17 protein-coding genes are annotated in these 20,586 nt (G+C 60.8%); 10 read left to right on the top strand and 7 right to left on the bottom strand.

Going from position 1 to position 20,586, the window contains the following annotated elements; translation table 11 throughout:
• Positions 1 to 819 carry a tRNA cyclic N6-threonylcarbamoyladenosine(37) synthase TcdA gene (gene tcdA / locus J5M72_RS19140; protein WP_207866786.1) on the bottom strand — a complete coding sequence of 273 codons (819 nt, stop codon included), beginning with the start codon at positions 817 to 819 and terminating at the stop codon, positions 1 to 3.
• Positions 820 to 1,092: 273 nt separating this feature from the next.
• Here tcdA and J5M72_RS19145 point away from each other — a divergent pair, with 273 nt between their 5' ends.
• From J5M72_RS19145 to J5M72_RS19160, 4 genes are all read left to right on the top strand, one after another.
• Positions 1,093 to 3,684 carry a glycosyltransferase gene (locus J5M72_RS19145; RefSeq protein WP_169429051.1) on the top strand — a complete coding sequence of 864 codons (2,592 nt, stop codon included), beginning with the start codon at positions 1,093 to 1,095 and terminating at the stop codon, positions 3,682 to 3,684.
• 212 nt (positions 3,685 to 3,896) lie between these two features.
• Positions 3,897 to 5,048 (top strand): succinyl-diaminopimelate desuccinylase, encoded by a 1,152-nt coding sequence (dapE, locus tag J5M72_RS19150; protein WP_169429050.1) that lies wholly within the window; start codon positions 3,897 to 3,899, stop codon positions 5,046 to 5,048.
• Complete coding sequence (locus J5M72_RS19155; protein WP_169429049.1) at positions 5,048 to 5,857, top strand: putative RNA methyltransferase; 810 nt, start codon at positions 5,048 to 5,050, stop codon at positions 5,855 to 5,857. The genes dapE and J5M72_RS19155 overlap by 1 nt, the downstream gene beginning before the upstream one ends.
• 76 nt (positions 5,858 to 5,933) lie before the next feature.
• Positions 5,934 to 6,311 carry a hypothetical protein gene (locus tag J5M72_RS19160; protein WP_169429048.1) on the top strand — a complete coding sequence of 126 codons (378 nt, stop codon included), beginning with the start codon at positions 5,934 to 5,936 and terminating at the stop codon, positions 6,309 to 6,311.
• A 153-nt stretch (positions 6,312 to 6,464) separates the two neighbouring features.
• Here J5M72_RS19160 and J5M72_RS19165 read toward each other — a convergent pair whose 3' ends face one another.
• Entirely contained in the window at positions 6,465 to 6,674 is a 210-nt protein-coding gene (locus J5M72_RS19165; RefSeq protein WP_007954750.1) for a cold-shock protein, read from the bottom strand.
• A gap of 237 nt (positions 6,675 to 6,911) precedes the next feature.
• On the opposite strand from J5M72_RS19165, the gene plsB reads away from it, so the two are divergent.
• The 4 genes from plsB (at position 6,912) to J5M72_RS19185 (ending at position 11,345) form a co-directional block, all read left to right on the top strand.
• Positions 6,912 to 9,410 carry a glycerol-3-phosphate 1-O-acyltransferase PlsB gene (plsB, locus tag J5M72_RS19170; RefSeq protein ID WP_207866787.1) on the top strand — a complete coding sequence of 833 codons (2,499 nt, stop codon included), beginning with the start codon at positions 6,912 to 6,914 and terminating at the stop codon, positions 9,408 to 9,410.
• A gap of 91 nt (positions 9,411 to 9,501) precedes the next feature.
• A complete protein-coding gene (locus tag J5M72_RS19175) occupies positions 9,502 to 10,188 on the top strand; it encodes a hypothetical protein (protein ID WP_207866788.1) in 687 nt (228 codons plus the stop codon).
• 45 nt (positions 10,189 to 10,233) lie between these two features.
• Positions 10,234 to 10,632, top strand: coding sequence for a YbaY family lipoprotein (locus J5M72_RS19180; protein ID WP_207866789.1), 399 nt, complete (start codon positions 10,234 to 10,236; stop codon positions 10,630 to 10,632).
• A gap of 23 nt (positions 10,633 to 10,655) precedes the next feature.
• The gene (locus tag J5M72_RS19185; RefSeq protein ID WP_207866790.1) at positions 10,656 to 11,345 is read left to right on the top strand and encodes a DUF4197 domain-containing protein; all 690 of its coding nucleotides are present in this window, start codon (positions 10,656 to 10,658) and stop codon (positions 11,343 to 11,345) included.
• On the opposite strand, the gene J5M72_RS19190 is transcribed toward J5M72_RS19185, so the two are convergent.
• From J5M72_RS19190 to J5M72_RS19200, 3 genes are all read right to left on the bottom strand, one after another.
• Positions 11,342 to 12,733 carry a Fic family protein gene (locus tag J5M72_RS19190; RefSeq protein WP_207866791.1) on the bottom strand — a complete coding sequence of 464 codons (1,392 nt, stop codon included), beginning with the start codon at positions 12,731 to 12,733 and terminating at the stop codon, positions 11,342 to 11,344. The genes J5M72_RS19185 and J5M72_RS19190 overlap by 4 nt on opposite strands.
• Before the next feature lie 490 nt (positions 12,734 to 13,223).
• Positions 13,224 to 16,292: an efflux RND transporter permease subunit gene (locus J5M72_RS19195; RefSeq protein WP_207866792.1), complete on the bottom strand. Its 3,069-nt coding sequence runs from the start codon at positions 16,290 to 16,292 to the stop codon at positions 13,224 to 13,226.
• 6 nt (positions 16,293 to 16,298) lie between these two features.
• Complete coding sequence (locus J5M72_RS19200) at positions 16,299 to 17,399, bottom strand: efflux RND transporter periplasmic adaptor subunit (RefSeq protein ID WP_169429041.1); 1,101 nt, start codon at positions 17,397 to 17,399, stop codon at positions 16,299 to 16,301.
• A 94-nt stretch (positions 17,400 to 17,493) separates the two neighbouring features.
• On the opposite strand from J5M72_RS19200, the gene J5M72_RS19205 reads away from it, so the two are divergent.
• Positions 17,494 to 18,129: a TetR/AcrR family transcriptional regulator gene (locus tag J5M72_RS19205; protein WP_169429040.1), complete on the top strand. Its 636-nt coding sequence runs from the start codon at positions 17,494 to 17,496 to the stop codon at positions 18,127 to 18,129.
• Between the two features lie 105 nt (positions 18,130 to 18,234).
• Here the strand turns inward: J5M72_RS19205 and J5M72_RS19210 are convergent, their stop codons facing one another.
• Positions 18,235 to 19,014: a class I SAM-dependent methyltransferase gene (locus tag J5M72_RS19210; RefSeq protein ID WP_169432600.1), complete on the bottom strand. Its 780-nt coding sequence runs from the start codon at positions 19,012 to 19,014 to the stop codon at positions 18,235 to 18,237.
• 96 nt (positions 19,015 to 19,110) lie between these two features.
• Between J5M72_RS19210 and J5M72_RS19215 the strand changes: the two genes are divergently transcribed.
• A complete protein-coding gene (locus J5M72_RS19215) occupies positions 19,111 to 19,725 on the top strand; it encodes an energy transducer TonB (RefSeq protein ID WP_207866793.1) in 615 nt (204 codons plus the stop codon).
• 12 nt (positions 19,726 to 19,737) lie between these two features.
• Here J5M72_RS19215 and J5M72_RS19220 read toward each other — a convergent pair whose 3' ends face one another.
• Entirely contained in the window at positions 19,738 to 20,574 is an 837-nt protein-coding gene (locus J5M72_RS19220) for an isocitrate lyase/phosphoenolpyruvate mutase family protein (protein ID WP_207866794.1), read from the bottom strand.
• Positions 20,575 to 20,586 lie beyond the last annotated feature (12 nt).

The following is a 20,586-nucleotide window of genomic DNA, read 5'->3' on the forward strand; positions in this document are numbered from 1 at the left end:
TCAGGCCTGAGGCTTGACCCGATCCGCCGGGCGCCGAACGCCCGCCACAATCTTTTCCACGGCCTTGGTCGCCGCGACCATACCGAACGTCGCCGTCACCATCATCACCGCGCCAAACCCGCCGGCGCAGTCCAGCTTCACGCCATCGCCGACAAAACTCTTCTGCAGGCAGATGCTGCCGTCCGGTTTCGGGTAACGCAATTGTTCGGTGGAGAACACGCACGGCACGCTGTAGTGACGGGTCACAGTGCGCGAGAAGCCGTAATCGCGACGCAGAGTGGAGCGCACTTTCGAGGCCAGTGGATCATTGAACGTACGGTTGAGGTCGCAGACCTGAATCAGCGTCGGATCGATCTGCCCGCCAGCGCCGCCAGTGGTGATGATCTGGATCTTGCGGCGCTTGCACCAGGCGATCAGCGCGGCTTTTGCGTTGACGGCGTCGATGCAGTCGATCACGCAGTCGATGTTTGGCGTGATGTATTCGGCCATGGTGTCGCGGGTGACGAAATCCGCCACAGCATGTACCTTGCAGTCCGGGTTGATCCCGCGCAGACGCTCGGCCATCACCTCGACCTTGGGTTTGCCGACCGTGCTGTCCAGCGCGTGCAACTGGCGGTTGGCGTTGCTGACGCAGACGTCGTCGAGGTCGAACAGCGAAATCTCGCCGACCCCGCAACGGGCCATGGCTTCCGCCGCCCAGGAACCGACGCCGCCAACGCCGACAATCGCCACATGGGCTGCACGCAGGCGCTCGAGGCCCTCGATGCCATACAAGCGGGCGATGCCTGCAAACCGCGGATCTTCTGTACTCATGACCATTACCCCAAAAACCGGCGCGCATTATAGGGCCGTCGGCGGCCAAGAGCACCTTTGCGCTATGAACGGCGAACCTGCCTGCTTTAATTAAAGCTGCACGTAACAAAGATTTGCCTTACATGCTGAAACGAAAGAACTTAAGTCGGGTTGGATTGCCCAATGTCCGGCATTTCCCTGTCTGTTGTAGGACTCGGCGAACTGCCGGTGTAGGATGCGCGCCCTCAGGCGTCAACCAGCCGACCCTTCGTTCCACAGACCTTGGAACCCGACACAGCTATGTCATCGCGTAAATTTGGACTCAACCTGGTGGTGGTTCTGGCAATCGCCGCCCTGTTCACCGGTTTCTGGGCGCTGATCAACCGCCCCGTCTCCGCGCCGAACTGGCCGGAGCAGATCTCCGGTTTCTCCTATTCACCGTTCCAGCAAGGACAGTTCCCGCAGAAGGATCAGTATCCGTCCGACGATGAAATGCGCCGCGACCTGGAGATCATGAGCAAGCTGACGGACAACATCCGCATCTACTCGGTCGACGGCTCCCTGCAGGACATCCCGAAACTGGCCGAAGAATTCGGCCTGCGCGTGACGCTGGGGATCTGGATCAGCCCTGACCAGGAGCGCAACGAGCGGGAAATCACCCGCGCCATCGAACTGGCCAACACTTCGCGCAGTGTGGTTCGCGTAGTGGTCGGTAACGAAGCGATCTTCCGCAAGGAAATCACTGCCCAGGAACTCAGCGTGCTGCTCGACCGCGTGCGCGCGGCCGTGAAAGTGCCGGTGACCACCTCCGAACAGTGGCACGTCTGGGAAGAGCACCCGGAGCTGGCCAAGCACGTCGACCTGATCGCCGCGCACGTTCTGCCTTACTGGGAATTCATTCCAGTGGACAAGGCCGGGCAGTTCGTTTTCGACCGCGCCCGCGACCTGAAAAAGATGTTCCCGAAAAAACCGCTGCTGCTGTCCGAAGTGGGCTGGCCGAGCAACGGCCGCATGCGCGGTGGTGCCGATGCGTCGCCGGCGGATCAGGCCATCTACCTGCGCACGCTGGTCAACAAACTCAACCGTCAGGGCTTCAACTACTTCGTGATCGAAGCGTTTGACCAGCCGTGGAAGGCCAGCGACGAAGGTTCGGTCGGCGCCTACTGGGGCGTGTTCAACGCCGCGCGCCAGCAGAAATTCAACTTCGAAGGCCCGGTGGTGGCGATCCCGCAATGGCGCGTGCTGGCCATTGGCTCGGTAGTGCTGGCGCTGTTGTCGCTGACCCTGCTGATGATCGACGGCTCGGCCCTGCGCCAGCGCGGTCGTACCTTCCTGACCTTTATCGCGTTCCTGTGTGGTTCGGTGCTGGTGTGGATCGGTTACGACTACAGCCAGCAATACAGCACGTGGTTCAGCCTGACGGTGGGTTTCCTGCTGGCGCTCGGTGCGCTCGGGGTGTTCATCGTGTTACTGACCGAGGCTCATGAACTGGCCGAGGCGGTGTGGATTCACAAGCGTCGCCGTGAATTCCTGCCGGTGGTCGGCGACTCGAACTACCGCCCGAAGGTCTCGATTCACGTGCCTTGCTACAACGAGCCGCCGGAGATGGTCAAACAGACCCTCGACGCCCTGGCCAACCTCGACTATCCGGACTTCGAAGTCCTGATCATCGACAACAACACCAAGGACCCGGCGGTCTGGGAACCGGTGCGCGACTACTGCGAAACCCTCGGTCCACGCTTCAAGTTCTTCCACGTCTCGCCCCTGGCCGGTTTCAAGGGCGGCGCGCTGAACTACCTGATCCCGCACACCGCCAAGGACGCCGAAGTGATCGCGGTGATCGACTCCGACTATTGCGTGCACCCGAACTGGCTCAAACACATGGTGCCGCACTTCGCCGATCCGAAAATCGCCGTGGTGCAGTCGCCGCAGGATTACCGCGATCAGAACGAAAGCACCTTCAAGAAGCTCTGCTACGCCGAATACAAAGGCTTCTTCCACATCGGCATGGTCACCCGCAACGACCGCGACGCGATCATCCAGCACGGCACCATGACCATGACCCGTCGCTCGGTTCTGGAAGAACTGGGCTGGGCCGACTGGTGCATCTGTGAAGACGCCGAACTCGGTCTGCGCGTGTTCGAGAAAGGCCTGTCGGCTGCGTATTACCACGACAGTTACGGCAAGGGTCTGATGCCGGACACCTTCATCGACTTCAAAAAGCAGCGTTTCCGCTGGGCCTACGGTGCGATCCAGATCATCAAGCGTCACACCCGCAGCCTGCTGCGCGGCAAGGACACCGAGCTGACTCGCGGCCAGCGTTACCACTTCCTCGCGGGCTGGCTGCCGTGGGTGGCGGACGGCATGAACATCTTCTTCACCGTCGGCGCACTGTTGTGGTCGGCGGCGATGATCATCGTGCCGCAACGGGTCGACCCGCCGCTGCTGATCTTCGCGATCCCGCCGCTGGCGCTGTTCGTGTTCAAGGTCGGCAAGATCATCTTCCTCTACCGTCGCGCCGTGGGCGTGAACCTCAAGGATGCATTCTGCGCGGCACTGGCCGGTCTCGCGTTGTCGCACACCATCGCCAAAGCGGTGCTGTACGGCTTCTTCACCAGCAGCATTCCGTTCTTCCGCACCCCGAAAAACGCCGACAACCATGGTTTCTGGGTGGCGATTTCCGAGGCCCGGGAAGAGCTGTTCATCATGCTGCTGTTGTGGGGCGCGGCGCTGGGGATCTTCCTGGTGCAGGGCATTCCGAGCAACGACATGCGCTTCTGGGTGGCCATGCTGCTGGTGCAGTCGCTGCCATACGTAGCGGCGCTGATCATGGCGTTCCTGTCGTCGCTGCCAAAACCTTCGGCGACGCCTGAACCGGCACCTGTCGTCTAATTCCTCGACGAAGCACTAAACGGCGGCCAATGGTCGCCGTTTTGCTTTAAGATAACCGCCATTTTGCAGGGCCGAGGCCCCGATGGCCTGCCCCTAGACCTGTGGGAGCGAGCCTGCTCGCGATGAGTCCGTCACATTCAGCACTTATGTTGAACAGGACATCATCATCGCGAGCAGGCTCGCTCCCACATTTACAGCATCCGGAGTTTTCCATGACGGCCCACGCCGACCTTTCGCCGACCCTCCAACTCGCCATCGACCTGATCCGCCGTCCGTCCGTGACGCCGGTCGACGCCGATTGCCAGAAGCAGATGATGCAGCGCCTGGGCGATGCCGGTTTCCAGCTGGAACCGATGCGCATCGAAGATGTGGATAACTTCTGGGCCACTCACGGCAAAGGCGACGGCCCGGTGCTGTGCTTCGCCGGTCATACCGACGTGGTGCCGACCGGTCCGGTGACCGCCTGGCAGATCGACCCGTTCAACGCGGTGATCGACGAGCACGGCATGCTCTGCGGGCGCGGCGCGGCGGACATGAAAGGCAGCCTGGCCTCGATGACTGTGGCGGCCGAACGCTTCGTCGCCGATTACCCGGATCACAAGGGCAAGGTCGCGTTCCTGATCACCAGCGACGAAGAAGGCCCGGCCCATCACGGCACCAAGGCCGTGGTCGAGCGTCTGGCCGCCCGTAACGAGCGTCTGGACTGGTGCATCGTCGGCGAACCGTCGAGCACCACGCTGGTGGGCGACGTGGTGAAGAACGGTCGCCGCGGCTCCCTCGGCGCCAAACTGACCGTGCGCGGCGTGCAGGGACACGTGGCCTATCCGCACCTGGCAAAGAACCCGATCCACCTCGCTGCCCCGGCTCTGGCCGAACTGGCCGCCGAGCACTGGGATCACGGCAACGATTTCTTCCCGCCGACCAGTTTCCAGATTTCCAACGTCAATTCCGGCACCGGCGCGACCAACGTGATTCCGGGCGATCTGGTGGCGTTGTTCAACTTCCGTTTCTCCACCGAATCAACCGTTGAAGGCCTGCAGAAACGCGTGGCCGACATTCTCGACAAGCACGGCCTGGACTGGCACATCGACTGGGCGCTGTCCGGTCTGCCGTTCCTCACCGAGCCGGGCGCTCTGCTCGACGCGGTGTCTTCGAGCATCAAGGACATCACCGGTCGCGAGACCAAGGCGTCCACCAGCGGCGGTACCTCCGACGGTCGTTTCATCGCGACCATGGGCACTCAGGTTGTTGAACTGGGCCCGGTCAACGCGACCATCCACCAGGTCAACGAGCGCGTGCTGGCGGCCGATCTCGACGTGCTGACCGAGATCTACTACCAGACCCTGATCAAGTTGCTTGCCTGATGCTTGCGTGCCCGATCTGCAGTGAACCGCTGAACGCGGTGGACAACGGCGTGGTCTGCCCTGCCGGCCACCGCTTCGACCGCGCGCGCCAGGGTTACCTGAACCTGTTGCCGGTGCAGCACAAGAACAGCCGCGACCCTGGCGACAATCAGGCGATGGTCGAGGCCCGCCGCGACTTTTTGAACGCTGGGCATTATGCCCCGGTGGCCAAGCGCCTGGCGGAGCTGGCGGCGGGTTATGCGCCGGCGCGCTGGGTCGATATCGGTTGTGGCGAGGGTTACTACACCGCGCAGATCGCCGAGGCCTTGCCGGACGCCGACGGCTACGCGCTGGACATCTCGAAGGAAGCGGTCAAGCGCGCCTGCAAACGCAATCCGGCGCTGACCTGGTTGATTGCGAGCATGGCCCGGGTGCCACTGGCCTCCGGTAGCTGCCAGTTTCTGGCCAGCGTCTTCAGTCCGCTGGACTGGGAGGAAGCCAAACGCCTGCTCAGTGTCGGCGGCGGCCTGATGAAAGTCGGCCCGACCAGCGGCCACCTGATGGAACTGCGCGAACGCCTGTACGATGAAGTGCGCGAATACACCGACGACAAGCACCTGGCCCTGGTGCCGGAAGGCATGGCGCTGGCCCACAGCGAAACGCTGGAATTCAAACTGACGCTGGACAAGCCCGAGGATCGCGCCAACCTGCTGGCGATGACACCTCACGGCTGGCGCGCCAGTGCCGAACGCCGCAGGGCAGTGATCGAGCAGGCCGAGCCGTTCGTGACCACCGTGTCGATGCGCTACGATTATTTCGTTCTTCAATAACTTTTGGACTCGGGCAAGTAGCCCGGGGCCGGCTAAATCCGCGAATGGATTTTTCAGACCCGCAGTGAGGACATCCATGCGCCAACCGGACATCGAGATTTACCTGAAAGACGCCGACGTCGACCACAAGGCCATTTCCACCTGGCTGGGCGCAGCCCTTGGCCCGTGCAGCGACTGGGTACAAAAAGGCCAGACCTGGAAGTGCAAGGCCGGCAACATCCCGGTGACCTGGCTGCCGAAAGCCGTGGGCAAGTGGAACAGCCTGTACCTGGAAAGCGACCAGACGCCATGGGACGACGACATCGCCTGCGCCCGCGCCGCCTTTGCCGCGCTGAACGTTGAAGTGCGCTGCGCGCCGGGGACATGGGTTGAAGAGGAAGGTGAAGAGACGGCGGATCGCTGGATTCGGATCAGCGCCGATGGTGAAGAAGAGATCACCTGGAAAACTGCGTAAAACCGGCGACACAGAACCAATGTGGGAGCGGGCTTGCTCGCGAATGCGATGTACCAGTCGATATCAATGCTGACTGACACACCGCATTCGCGAGCAAGTCGAAGCGTCGAACCGCCGCTCCCACAATGATTTTTGGTGTTCTGAAGATTTGCGTTACAGGCCTACAACGTCTTCAGCCTGCAAGCCCTTCTGCCCTTCCACCACCGCGTATTCAACCTGCTGACCCTCGGTCAGCGAACGGTGGCCTTCACCGCGGATCGCGCGGTAGTGCACGAATACGTCCACTCCGTCTTCGCGCTGAATGAAGCCGTAGCCCTTGGCGTCGTTGAACCACTTCACGTTGCCGGTTTCACGTGTTGCCATCTGTTCATACTCCTTTTTTATTATTGAACAGGCTTTTCGCAGGAAAGCCTTTGAGGAACGTCAGCCTGCGTCCGACGTCCATAAAAGGGCCCCGGCGACAGATCGCCGAGTATATGACAGGCGGCAAAACTCTCAACAGGAGATTACTTCGCCGCTTTTTTGCCGATTTTCCATGAATCCGGCACACTATCGACCGCCCGAGCAAACGCTCGGTTTATCCACTCACGCAGAAGCCGTATGACCCGTTCCCCGTTCCGCCGTCTTGTGTTTGGCACCTTGCGCCGACTGTTGTATCTCTGGGTTCGCTCCGAGACGATCAACCAGTCGTCGTTCACCCTCAACCTCGACCGCACTCGTCCGGTGTTCTACGTCCTGCAAAACCCATCGCTGACCGATCTGGCGGTGGTCGATACCGAATGCACCAAGGCCGGACTGCCGCGCCCGGTGCTGGCGGTGTCAGTCGGAAATCTGTTGGAGCCGGCGGCGTTCTTCTACCTGACGCCGGACCCGGACTGGCTCGGTCGCCAGGACAAGCGCGGTGCGCCACCGACCCTGACTCGCTTGGTCAGCGCGCTCACCCAGAACGCCGCCGAAGACGCGCAGATCATTCCGGTCAGCGTGTTCTGGGGCCAGTCGCCTGACAGCGAAAACAGCCCGTGGAAGCTGCTGTTCGCCGACAGCTGGGCGGTCACCGGGCGTCTGCGTCGCCTGTTGAGCGTGATTGTCCTCGGGCGCAAGACCCGCGTGCAGTTTTCCGCGCCTATCCACCTGCGCGAACTGATCGAGCATAACAAGGGCCACGAGCGCACCGTGCGCATGGCCCAGCGGATCCTGCGGGTGCACTTTCGCAACCTCAAGGCTGCCGTGATCGGACCCGACATTTCCCACCGCCGCAACTTGGTCAAAGGCCTGCTCAACCAGCCACTGGTCAAGCAAGCGATCCTCGACGAAGCCGAACGCGAAAACATCTCCCTGGAAAAAGCCAAGGCCCAGGCCCTGCGCTACGGCAACGAAATTGCCTCGGACTACACCTACACCGCGATCCGTTTTCTGGAAGTGGTACTGAGCTGGTTCTGGAACAAGATCTACGACGGGATCAAGGTCAACCACATCGAAGGCGTGCAGAAAGTCGCCCAGGGTCACGAAGTGATCTACGTGCCGTGCCACCGCAGCCACATCGACTATCTGCTGCTGTCCTACTTGCTGTTCCGCAACGGCCTGACCCCGCCGCACATCGCCGCCGGGATCAACCTCAACATGCCGGTGATCGGCAGTCTGCTGCGCCGTGGCGGGGCGTTTTTCATGCGCCGCACGTTCAAGGGCAATCCGCTGTACACCTCGGTGTTCAACGAATACCTGCACACGCTGTTCACCAAAGGTTTCCCGGTCGAGTACTTCGTCGAAGGCGGTCGCTCCCGCACCGGGCGCATGCTGCAACCGAAAACCGGGATGCTCGCGATCACCATGCGCAGCTTCCTGCGGTCGTCGCGGATGCCGATCGTGTTCGTGCCGGTGTACATCGGTTATGAGCGCGTGCTCGAAGGCCGCACCTACCTCGGCGAGCTGCGCGGCGCGAGCAAGAAGAAGGAATCGATCTTCGACATCTTCAAAGTCATCGGCGCGCTCAAGCAGCGCTTCGGCCAGGTGGCGGTGAACTTCGGCGAGCCGATCAAACTGGCGGAATTCCTCGACAGCGAACAGCCGGGCTGGCGCCAGCAGGAACTGGGCCCGCAGTTCAAACCGGCCTGGCTCAACGAAACCACCAATCGCCTGGGCGAAAAAGTCGCGCAGCATCTGAACGAAGCGGCGGCGATCAACCCGGTCAACCTGGTGGCGCTGGCGTTGCTGTCGACCACCCGCCTGGCACTCGATGACCGGGCCATGGCGCGGGTGCTCGATCTGTACCTGGCGCTGCTGCGCAAGGTTCCGTACTCGCCGCACACCACCTTGCCGGAAGGCGATGGCCGGGCGCTGATCGAGCATGTGAAGGACATGGACCTGCTGTCCGAGCAGAACGATGCGCTGGGCAAGATTCTGTATCTGGACGAGCAGAACGCCGTCCTGATGACCTACTACCGCAACAATGTGCTGCACATCTTTGCCCTGCCGGCGTTGCTGGCGAGTTTCTTCCAGAGCACTTCGCGCATGAGCCGCGAGCAGATCCTGCGCTACACCCGCGCACTGTATCCGTACCTGCAATCGGAGCTGTTCATCCGCTGGACCCTGGACGAACTGGATGCGGTGATCGATCAGTGGCTGGAAGCGTTCGTCGAACAGGGTCTGCTGCGTTTCGAGAAAGACGTCTACCTGCGCCCGGCACCGAGCTCACGACATTTCGTGCTGCTGACCCTGCTGTCGAAAAGCATCGCCCAGACCCTGCAACGCTTCTACATGACCGTATCGTTGCTGCTCAATGCCGGGCAGAACAGCATCAGCGCTGAAGAACTGGAAGACCTGTGCACGGTCATGGCCCAGCGCCTGTCGATCCTGCATGGCCTCAACGCCCCGGAATTCTTCGACAAGAGCCTGTTCCGCCACTTCATCCAGACCCTGCTCGACCTCGACGTGCTGCGCCGCGACGAAGCCGGCAAGTTGAGCTACCACGAACTGCTCGGCGAACTGGCCGAAGGTGCAGCGAAACGGGTACTGCCGGCGGAGATTCGATTGTCGATCCGTCAGGTAGCGTTGCATCGCAGTGAAGATGCAGCGGAAACGGCATCCACCCCGCCCCGCTGAAACTTGAAGACAACTAACCGGCGGACCGGATCGTTTTCCGGTTAGTTGTTTTATGAATTAATGGGCTCTTTTAATCGATAAGGAAATCGATATGAGCCAGTTGAATGAATCCCCCCAGACCATCAATGTAACGTTCAGTCTTCCACCCGACTTCAACGCCCCTCTCGACGGAAACAATGAAACCGTCGTCGATGTTCAACTGATCAATACACGGCAAACGACAAGCGTCAAACACTGGAGATATCCTTCCATCGTCGACGGTCAGTGGAACTTCCGGTTTCCCCACCGACTCACTGATGTCAGCGTTAAATATCGTGTCACCGTCCAGCTCTTTCACAACGGACAACCCTTGCTGCTGGAGCAGGAACATTTCGTCATTGTTCATCAGGCGCCCCACCGTCAGACGCTGCATTTGAGTCCGATCGGTTACTTGTATGTTGAAGTGCAGGAACCCGAAATGATTCCACCCGAACAGGCAATCACTATCAGCCTGCATGAAAAAGAAAGTCCCGATGTCGAACTGGCGCGCGTTTCTCACGATGAGGAAACTGCCATTTCGTTTTATCTTAAATATGATCCAGCGCATGTTGTGCCGGGCAAACGGTATGCACTGACGGGGATAGAAAACAGGTATCACCAACGGCTGTCCGTATTTCCTGAAGCTATCGAACTTTTACCCGCGACACGTCCGCCCCAATCGCGCCTGTTGCGGGCAATCGAGCAGTGGCTGAATGAACCGTTACGTTTGTTCACTGACTCGTTATCCAAAATCCGCTAGATTTCCTTGGGCGCCCCTCTGGCGCCCAAGTCTTTTGAGGTCCCCATGAAAAAACTTTCTCTTCTCGCCGCCGCCACCGTGTTGAGTGCTTGCCAGTCCACCACTCCAAGCGGCAAAGCGAGCCTCGACGGCGAAGTGTTCTACCTGCAACGCATCGCCCTGCCGCCAAGCGCGACCTTGAGTGTGAGCCTTCAGGACGTTTCGCTGGCCGATGCGCCCGCGGTAGTGCTCGACGAACAGAAAGGCCCGATCAAGGGACAAGTGCCGCTGCCGTTCCATTTGAGCTACGATCCGACCCAGGTCAAACCCGGCCACCGCTACTCGGTCAGCGCACGCATCGAGGTCAACGGCGAGTTGATGTTCATCACCACCGAAAACCATGCCGTGCAGCTTGATGGCAAGGATCCTCAGCCGCTGAAAGTCCGCGTCGACGCCGCCCGCTAAATCTTTTGAACAAGGAAGCTTTCATGCTCCGCCCTACCCTACGCTTCGCCGGCCTGTGCGCGGGCCTGATGATCTCCGCCAACGCACTGGCCCTGTCCCTCAGCGACCTGTCGCAAGGCGACGCCACCGGCGGCCTCAAGGATGCCCTGACCCAGGGCGCGCAACTGGCCGTCAAACAACTCGGCACCCCGGGCGGCTTCAGCAACAACCCGGACGTGAAAATCGAACTGCCGGGCAAACTCGGCAAAGTCGCCGGCAAGATGAAAGCGTTCGGCATGGGCGCCCAGGTCGACGAACTGGAAACCGCCATGAACAAGGCCGCGGAAACCGCCGTGACCCAGGCCCAGCCGATCCTCGTCGACGCCGTGAAGAAAATGAGCGTGGCCGACGCCAAAGGCATCCTCAGCGGCGGCAACGACTCCGCCACCCAATACCTGGACAAATCCAGCCGCGAACAGATCCGCGCCAGGTTTCTGCCGATCGTCAAACAGGCGACCGACAAGGTAGGCGTGGCGCAGAAGTACAACGCGTTCGCCGGCCAGGCTGCGACGTTGGGCGTGGTCGATTCCAAGAGCGCCAACATCGAAAGCTACGTGACCGAACAAGCACTGAACGGTCTGTTCGAGATGATCGGCAAACAGGAAGAAACCATCCGCAAGAACCCCGCCGCTGCGGCGACGAGTCTGGCGAAGAAGGTGTTTGGCAGCCTCTAGGCCAACGCTGCACGGGAGCGAGACAACTCGCTCCCGTCCTTCAACACACTGGCTGGACTGCGTAAAAAGAACACCCACTCGCTGCCCATTTTCCTTTTCTCGAAGACCTGCAACTCGACCAGCCCGTTTAGCGCTGACATCGCGGTGCTGCAAGAACAACCCAAGTGTTCACTCACGTTGCTCGCCGTAAACTCCTTCGCCACTCCGCTCTTGGCCACCTGATACAGCGCCCGCTGCCTTTGCGTCAGCCGCTCGAAAAAACCCGACGCCATCAGCCAGCGCTCAAAGTCTTCCGTGTACGCCAGGCTTTTGCGGTAGACATCCGTGAAGCGACTGACTGCACGCTGAATCACCGAACACTGAAACTCGATGAAATACGTCAGATCCAGCTCATCGGCCTCGCTATGCAAATACGACCGCCCGTACTTCACCGGCGCATTGCGCAGCAAAGGACTGATCGCAATGTAGCGAAATGCCGAAAATTCGTGCTTGAACATGAACCAGTAGAACAACGCCCTCGCAACCCGTCCGTTGCCATCGCGAAACGGATGTTCGTAGCCCAGAGAAAAATGCAGCGTGATCGCCTTGATCAACGGGTGCAGGTAGTCCTTTTCCTGAGGTGAGCCGAGTGGCTGATTGATCCAGCGTACGAGTCTCTGCAAACGCATCACCACTCCGACAGCGGGCGGCGGTGTATGCACCGTGTTGCCCTCGCCATCCTGTACCACCACTTCATCGTTCGTCCTGAAAAAACCGGGACTGTATTGCTCGTCATCGATCCCCTCGACGCCCACCCGATGCATTGCCGCGATCAAGTCGACACTCAAGGGTTGGTAACGGTTTTCCCAGGCGAAATTCATCATCCTGTAATTGCCCATGACCATGCGCTCATCCGGCGTGCGCGGCTGCCGTTGATACTTGAGCATGTCCTTGGCAACTCGCGTGGTCGTTGCCGCACCTTCCAACTGGCTGCTGGCGATCACTTCGTCTTCGATCAGATCATTGAGCAAATAACTGAAATGCGACCGTTCGCCGATCTGCCCGGTCATGCACTCCAGCGAAGCGGAAGTCGTCTGCAGATCGACGGCCGAAAGGGTTTTCCGGGCCGAGGGTGTCAGCAAATACTTGCCCCACTGCGGCGGCTCACCCAATGGCAGGAGATTGATGTACTGCGCAGCCCTCGCCCTCTTCACCAGCGCCCAACACAAACGAGCGTCCAGCCCCGGCGCCCAGCGATAGCGCAAATCCTCGAAAGGCAAATAACGCCCCCGATCATCGAGGGGCTTGAGCAGCGCCAGATAATCCACCAGATGCTGCTTGTGCGGCGCCCGCGCCAACAAGTCGAACACCGGATCGGACCGTCCTTTCAATACCGGCGGCTTCTTCACAAAAAACCTCCCGATCACTCATAAAAACAGAGAACCGAGTACAACACCCCAGACCGGACCGCCTCAATATCAGAGAATTCTGAAAAAGCTGTAGGAGACCCCACAGCATGTGGCGCAGCCGCCCCACTCAACACGATGAGCGTTAGCTCAAGTAGCGCTTTTGACGTGCCGGCCCCATCGGCAGGCTGAGTGGAGGGATTTATCCGGGGGTGGGCGCGAAGCGCCGTTTGGCGAAGCCAAACACATCGAGAGGAGGTGCAGCGAAGCAAACCGGAGGCGATGCCCCCGGATGAATCCCGGAGCGAAGGAACACCGAGCCAAAGCGAGGTGCCGAACGCCGGGGCCCAGCGTTTTTGGTTACTTTTTTGGCGTTTGAAAAAAGTGACTCGCCGTAAGGGCGAAACCGCCAGCGGCAACACCCGAAGCAACGGATATTCACAAAAAACACCCAGAGCATGGCCGGCCCAAAGGCCGCCACGCTCAAACAAAATCAAACCTCCTTACGCACCCGGAACCAAGCCGCATACAACGCCGGCAAAAACAAAAGCGTCAGAGCAGTCGCCACAATCAACCCCCCCATGATCGCCACCGCCATCGGCCCGAAAAACACACTGCGTGACAGCGGAATCATCGCCAGCACCGCCGCCAGTGCCGTCAACACAATCGGCCGGAACCGACGCACGGTCGCCTCGATGATCGCCTGCCAGGGCTTGAGCCCCGCCGCAATATCCTGCTCGATCTGATCCACCAGAATCACCGAGTTGCGCATGATCATCCCCGACAGCGCGATGGTCCCGAGCATCGCCACAAACCCGAACGGCTGACGGAACACCAGCAGAAACAGCGTCACCCCGATCAACCCCAGCGGCGCCGTCAGAAACACCATCGCCGTGCGCGAGAAACTGCGCAGCTGCACCATCAGCAACGTCAGCACCACGACAATGAACATCGGCACCCCGGCGTTCACCGACTTCTGCCCCCGCTCCGAATCCTCCACCGTACCGCCGACATCCAGCAGATAACCGTCCGGCAACTCGGCCCGGATCGGATCAAGCGTCGGCATGATCTGCTTCACCAGCGTCGCCGGTTGTTCCTTGCCATAGATGTCCGCGCGCACGGTTACGTTCGGCAGACGATTGCGGTGCCAGATGATGCCTTCCTCGAAGCCATATTCCAGCGTCGCAATCTGCGACAGCGCGACGCTGCGACCGTTATCGGTCGGCACCGCCAGACTCGGTAGCAGCGACAGTTCGGTGCGCTCATGCACGGTGCCGCGCAGGAGGATTTCGATCAGCTCGTTATCTTCGCGGTACTGGCTGACGCTGGAACCGGTCAGCGAACTCTGGAGAAACTTCGCCAGATTCGCCGTGCTCACCCCCAGGGCCCGGGCGCGATCCTGATCGATGTTCAGGTACACGACCTTGCTCGGCTCTTCCCAGTCCAGATGCACGTTCACCACATGCGGGTTCTCGCGCACCTTGGCCGCGACCTTGCGCGCCAGAGCCCGGACCTCCTCAATGTGCTCGCCGGTGACGCGGAACTGCACCGGATAGCCAACCGGAGGACCGTTCTCCAGACGCGTGACCCGCGAGCGCAGAGCCGGGAACTGTTCGTTCAAGGTGTCGATCAGCCACGTGCGCAGCGCTTCGCGCTCCTCGATGGTTTTCGCCAGCACCACGAACTGGGCGAAGCTCGCCGCCGGCAATTGCTGATCCAGCGGCAGGTAGAAACGTGGCGATCCGGTGCCGACGTAGGCCACGTAATTGTCGATGCCGGCATGATCCTTGAGCATCGCTTCCAGCCGTTTGACCTCGGCGGTGGTGTTGGCCAGCGAAGCGCCTTCGGCAAGCTTCAGATCGACCATCAATTCCAGTCGCCCGGAAGCCGGGAAGAACTGCTGCGGCACGAACCGGAACAACGCCACCGAAGCCACGAACAGCAGCACGGTGAGCACGATCACGGTTTTGCGCCGACGCACGCACCACTCCACCAGACGCCGTACCCGTTGGTAGAACGGCGTGCCGTAAGGATCGGACTGGCCGTCAGCCGTGCCGTGTTTGGCCGCGTGAATTTTCGCCAGGTCCGGCAGGAGCTTTTCCCCCAGATACGGCACGAACACCACCGCCGCTACCCAGGATGCGAGCAAGGCGATGGTCACCACCTGGAAGATCGAGCGAGTGTATTCGCCGGTACCGGACTGCGCCGTGGCGATCGGCAGGAAGCCTGCGGCAGTGATCAGCGTACCGGTGAGCATCGGGAACGCAGTGCTGGTCCAGGCGTAACTGGCCGCCTTGATCCGGTCGAAGCCCTGCTCCATTTTGATCGCCATCATTTCCACGGCGATGATCGCGTCGTCCACCAGCAGGCCTAGTGCGAGCACCAGCGCGCCGAGGGAAATCTTGTGCAGGCCGATGCCGAGGTAATACATGCAGGCGAACGTCATCGCCAGCACCAGCGGAATGGTCAGCGCCACCACCATGCCGGTGCGCACGCCGAGGGAGAAGAAGCTCACCAGCAGCACAATGGCCAACGCTTCGACCAGCACCTGAACGAACTCGCCGACACCGGTTTTCACTGCCGCCGGCTGGTCGGAGACCTTGCGCAATTGCATGCCGGCCGGCAGGTTTTTCTGGATCCGGGCGAACTCGATTTCCAGGGCCTTGCCCAGCACCAGAATGTCACCGCCGTCCTTCATGGCCACCGCAAGACCGATGGCGTCTTCGCCCATGAAGCGCATGCGCGGGGCCGGAGGATCGTTGAAACCACGCCGCACGTCAGCAACATCGGAGATGCGGAACGTACGATCACCGACCCGGATCGGGAAGTTCTTGATCTCGTCGACTGTCTGAAAATTCCCCGAAACCCGTAGCTGCAAACGCTCGCTGCCGGTTTCGAAGAAGCCGGCAGTGGACACCGCGTTCTGTTCCTCCAGCGCCTGCTGCACCGCTGCCAGCGGCAAGCCGAGGGTGGCGAGTTTGACGTTGGACAGCTCGACCCAGATTTTCTCGTCCTGCAAACCGAGCAGGTCGACCTTGCCCACGTCCTTGACCCGTTGCAGCTGGATCTGGATGCGGTCGGCGTAGTCCTTGAGCACCGCGTAGTCAAAACCGTCGCCGGTCAGCGCATAGATATTGCCGAAGGTGGTGCCGAACTCATCGTTGAAAAACGGTCCCTGAATCCCCGGTGGCAGGGTCTGGCGAATGTCGCTGACTTTCTTGCGCACCTGATACCAGAGATCCGGAATCTCCACCGAATGCATGGAGTCGCGGGCAATGAAGGTGACCTGGGATTCACCGGGGCGCGAGAACGAAACAATCCGCTCGTACTCGCCGGTTTCCATCAGCTTCTTTTCGATGCGCTCGGTAACCTGACGGGAGACTTCCTGCGCCGTTGCGCCGGGCCAACGGGTCTGGATGACCATGGCCTTGAAGGTGAACGGCGGGTCTTCGCTCTGGCCGAGCTTGGTGTAGGACAAGGCGCCGATAATCGCCAGCAGAAGCATCAGAAACAGTACGATCTGGCGATTACGCAACGCCCATTCGGAAAGGTTGAAGCGCATCGGGACTTACTCCTTGTCCGCCAGATTGACCACGCGGTTGGAACGATCCACCGGACGCACCTGCTGCCCTTCCAGCAGCACATGCACGCCGGCGGCCACCACCCAGTCGCTGGCGTTGAGGCCTTCGAGCACCGGCACGGTTTTCTCACCGAACGGGCCGACGCGCACCGGCGTCTTTTTCAGGGTGTTGTTGGCGCTGACGACCCAGACGTAGGTCGCGCCGTTTTCGGCCGTCAGCGCCGAAAGCGGTACCGACAGCGGGATGACATCGGCGGTCTGCACAAAGACCCGGGCGCTCTGGCCCAGTTCTGCCGGGACTTTGCCGGCAGTGAATGAAATACGCGCGGCGAAGGTACGGGATTTCGGATCGGCGGCCGGCGACAGCTCGCGGATCTGCCCGGCAAAGCGCTGGTTCTGTTGAGTCCACAGCTCCACCGAAACCGGCTGGCCGACCTTGAAGCGGCCGAAGCTTTGCTCCGGCAGGCTGATCAGCACTTCCCGTTCGCCGTCAGTGGCGAGGGTGAAAACGGTCTGCCCGGCGGCGACCACTTGCCCGACTTCCACCGAACGCTTGGCCACCACGCCATCCTGGGGCGCACGCAGCACGGCGTAACTGGCCTGATTGGTCGAGACGTTGAATTCGGCTTTGATCTGTTTGAGGCGGGCTTCGCCGGAACGGTAGAGATTCTCGGCGTTGTCATAGGCCGAGCGGCTGACCATCTGCCGTTCCATCAGGGTCTTGTAACGATCACGCTCGGCACGCACCAGATTCAGATTGGCTTCGGCGGCGGTGACCTGGGCGCGGGTGGCTTCCAGTTGCAGGCGTACGTCTTGCGGATCAAGTTCGGCCAAGGGCTGATCGGCCTTCACCCGCTGGCCTTCCTCGACCAGTCGTCGGCTGACTTTGCCACCGATGCGGAACGCCAGATCGGGCTCGTAACGAGCGCGAACCTCGCCCGGATAGCTTTCCATCGCCTGCGCCGAAGGCTCTGGCTGTACCACCATGGCCGGTCGCACGCTGACTGGCGTCACCTCTTCCTTGCCACATGCCGATAATAAAAACACCAGACTGACTGGCACCGCAAAGGACAACGCATGGCGGAACATGGTGAAGGACCTTTCGCTAAGGAGGCTTGGAATAATTATACTGGCCGGTATGTTATTAATAGCAAACTCACCAGTCCAGTATTAAAAGCGAAGAATGTCGAACAATCTTTCCACTCCAAACGGCCCCGGCCGCCCGAAGGATCCGGCCAAGCGCCAGGCAATTCTCGAAGCGGCGAAAATCCTGTTCCTCAGTCACGGCTACGCCAACACCAGCATGGACGCGGTGGCCGCCGAAGCTGGCGTGTCAAAGCTGACGGTCTACAGCCATTTCAATGACAAGGAGACGCTGTTCTCCGCCGCCGTGGTGGCCAAATGCGAGGAGCAGTTGCCGCCGCTGTTCTTCGAATTGCCGGACGGCATCGCGGTGGAAAATGTGTTGCTGAACATTGCGCGAGGCTTTCACCACCTGATCAACAGCGATGAATCGGTGAACCTGCATCGCCTGATCATGGCCTTGGGCAGTCAGGATCCCAACCTGTCACTGATCTTCTTCGAGGCCGGCCCTCAGCGCATGGTGCAGGGGATGGAACGTTTGCTGCGGCGGATTCACGAAACCGGCGTGCTGAGCATCGACAACCCGCACAACGCCGCCGAGCACTTCTTCTGCCTGATCAAGGGCGCGGGTAATTTCCGCCTGTTGTACGGCTGCGGTGAGCCGCTGACCGGCGAGGCGGCGGAAAGTCATGTGCAGGAAGTGGTCGGGCTGTTCATGCGGGCGTATCGCCCCTAGAAATTTGGAGTTTGGACTGGCCCCTTCGCGAGCAAGCCCGCTCCCACATTTGAAATGCATTCCAATGTGGGAGCGGGCTTGCTCGCGAAGGGCAGTAACTCGGCCTCAGGCCTTGAGCGCTTTCTTCGGATAGATATCGTAGCGGCTGGATTTGCCATCCAGCGCATGGCTCGGTTTCGGCCCTTCGATGCACGGCGCCTTGCGCGGGCGCTTGACCACCACCCGATGCGTGGCCAGTGCCAACGCCGCTTCCAGCAAGGCCGGTGCATCCGGATCGTCGCCCACCAACGGACGGAACAGGCGCATTTCCTTCTTAACCAGCGCAGTTTTCTCACGATGCGGGAACATCGGGTCGAGGTAGATCACCTGCGGCGGCTCGCCCTCCCAATTGCGCATCACGTCGATGGAGTTGCCCTTGAGCAGCTTCATCCGCGCCACGATCGGCGCCACATCGAAGTCTTCCGCCGCTCGGGCCAGACCATCCTCCAGCAAGGCACCGATCAGCGGCTGACGCTCGATCAGGCTCATCTCGCAGCCGAGACTGGCCAGCACGAACGCATCCTTGCCCAGCCCCGCCGTGGCATCCAGCACCCGCGGACGCACGCCCTGGGCGATACCGACAGCCTTGGCGATCATCTGACCACTGCCACCGCCATACAACCGACGATGGGCCGCGCCACCCTCGACAAAGTCCACCCGCACCGGCCCCGGGGCATCCGGCCCCAGCTGTTGCAACTGCAAGCCCTGCTCGCCAACCTGCAAGGCGAATTCGCCGTCGGCCACCTGCAACGGCAGATTCAGGCGCTCGGCCCACTGCTCGGCCTGCGCTTCGAACGCCGGGCCGAGGGCCTGGACATGGATGCGGCAGGCCGCGGGTTGCTCAATCATGGAAAACACGCTCAAAAAAGTTAAGGATCGGCAAAAACCGCCGATAACCCAATCAACGCGCATTTTGCCAGAGCTGAGCGTCGACCGAAAAAAATGTCAGGCATTCTTCCCACATCGATTGGCTACATTTCGCCCAAAGGCGATTTCAGCCGTCATAACACTCAAGCATTGGGCGGCATCAGCCACCTGTGGCAGGATTTCTTCGCCCAGGCACTGGCCGAACAATCGAGTGATGTGGTGCCGGCCTGTGGCACCTTCCCACCGGTCGATCTTGAAAGCCCTGAAGAACCCACCATCGGCAGCGAGCTGCACGCCCACATCATCGACCAGCGCGAATGCGATGTGGTGGAAACCGAGGTGCGTCCGCCGGAGCCGCTGTTCCTGCCGATCGCCGAAATCGACATGACACTGGCCGAGCCGTACCCTCCGTTCCCGCCGGAAGAAATCAAGACTCAGCAAAAGCAGCAGGATTTCGACAGCAGCTGGGTTCGTCCGGTCGTGATCAACAACGGCCAGCCGATTCCGGAACCGGGCCCTGCCCCGCAGAAAAAACCGCTGTACCTGCCGATTGCCGAGTTCGACCTGGATCTGCTGCAGCCTTACCCGCCGTTCCCGCCGGAAGCCATCGTCGAGCAGCAGAAAGCCCTGGACTTCGATAACGGCTGGGTGCGCCCGATCGTTCAGCAGAACCTGCGCATCGCCGCCTGATTGCGCCCTGCTTCAGCCCTTGAAAAACTGATTGGCCTTCGCGTACGGCATCGACCGCGAGGTAAAACCGAACGTGCCCGACTGCTGGATTTCCTCGGCAGCCCGGAAAAACTCGCCGAACGCCGCCAGTGCCAGCGCCGAACCGGTGCTGATGCGCTTCACGCCCATTTCTTCCAGCTGCTGCACGGTCAGTTTCAAGCCGCCGGACATCAACACATTGACCGGTTTCGGCGCCACTGCGCGTACCACCGCCAACACCTCTTCAGCCGTCCTCAGACCCGGAGCATAAAGCACATCGGCGCCTGCTTCGGCGAACGCCTGCAAGCGGCGAATGGTGTCGTTGATATCCGGATTGCCGTGCAGGTAGTTTTCCGCACGAGCCGTCAGCGTGAAGGGAAACGGCAACGTGCGCACTGCGCTGACGGCGGCTTCGATCCGCGCCACAGCGTGGTCGAAGCAGTAGATCGGCGCATCCGGGCGACCGGTGGCATCCTCGATGGAACCGCCCACTGCGCCCGCTTCGGCTGCTCGCAACAGACTTTGTGCGGACTCGGCCGGAGCGTCGGCAAAACCGTTTTCCAGATCCACTGCCACCGGTAAATCCGTGGCAGCGACAATCGCCCGAACGTTGTTCAAGGTTTCTTCGAGGCCAAGTGCACCATCGGGCTTGCCCTGGGAAAACGCATAACCGGCACTGGTGGTCGCCAGCGCCTGGTATCCCAGACTGGCGAGCATCTTCGCCGAACCTGCGTCCCACGGATTGGGAATCACGAAAATCCCGGCACGCTCATGCAGGGCTTTGAAGGTCTCGGCTTTACGGAGTTGTTCTTTGCGGGCTTGGGCATCCATCGGCAGGCTCCT

The organism is Pseudomonas sp. 58(2021) (assembly GCF_017491585.1).
Lineage (GTDB): Bacteria > Pseudomonadota > Gammaproteobacteria > Pseudomonadales > Pseudomonadaceae > Aquipseudomonas > Aquipseudomonas fluorescens_BT.

Coding starts and splice junctions, on each gene's coding strand:
- tcdA (WP_207866786.1), bottom strand. CDS start 819: ATGGTCATGAGTACAGAAGATCCGCGGTTTGCAGGCATCGCCCGCTTG.
- J5M72_RS19145 (WP_169429051.1), top strand. CDS start 1,093: ATGTCATCGCGTAAATTTGGACTCAACCTGGTGGTGGTTCTGGCAATC.
- dapE (WP_169429050.1), top strand. CDS start 3,897: ATGACGGCCCACGCCGACCTTTCGCCGACCCTCCAACTCGCCATCGAC.
- J5M72_RS19155 (WP_169429049.1), top strand. CDS start 5,048: ATGCTTGCGTGCCCGATCTGCAGTGAACCGCTGAACGCGGTGGACAAC.
- J5M72_RS19160 (WP_169429048.1), top strand. CDS start 5,934: ATGCGCCAACCGGACATCGAGATTTACCTGAAAGACGCCGACGTCGAC.
- J5M72_RS19165 (WP_007954750.1), bottom strand. CDS start 6,674: ATGGCAACACGTGAAACCGGCAACGTGAAGTGGTTCAACGACGCCAAG.
- plsB (WP_207866787.1), top strand. CDS start 6,912: ATGACCCGTTCCCCGTTCCGCCGTCTTGTGTTTGGCACCTTGCGCCGA.
- J5M72_RS19175 (WP_207866788.1), top strand. CDS start 9,502: ATGAGCCAGTTGAATGAATCCCCCCAGACCATCAATGTAACGTTCAGT.
- J5M72_RS19180 (WP_207866789.1), top strand. CDS start 10,234: ATGAAAAAACTTTCTCTTCTCGCCGCCGCCACCGTGTTGAGTGCTTGC.
- J5M72_RS19185 (WP_207866790.1), top strand. CDS start 10,656: ATGCTCCGCCCTACCCTACGCTTCGCCGGCCTGTGCGCGGGCCTGATG.
- J5M72_RS19195 (WP_207866792.1), bottom strand. CDS start 16,292: ATGCGCTTCAACCTTTCCGAATGGGCGTTGCGTAATCGCCAGATCGTA.
- J5M72_RS19200 (WP_169429041.1), bottom strand. CDS start 17,399: ATGTTCCGCCATGCGTTGTCCTTTGCGGTGCCAGTCAGTCTGGTGTTT.
- J5M72_RS19205 (WP_169429040.1), top strand. CDS start 17,494: ATGTCGAACAATCTTTCCACTCCAAACGGCCCCGGCCGCCCGAAGGAT.
- J5M72_RS19215 (WP_207866793.1), top strand. CDS start 19,111: ATGTCAGGCATTCTTCCCACATCGATTGGCTACATTTCGCCCAAAGGC.
- J5M72_RS19220 (WP_207866794.1), bottom strand. CDS start 20,574: ATGGATGCCCAAGCCCGCAAAGAACAACTCCGTAAAGCCGAGACCTTC.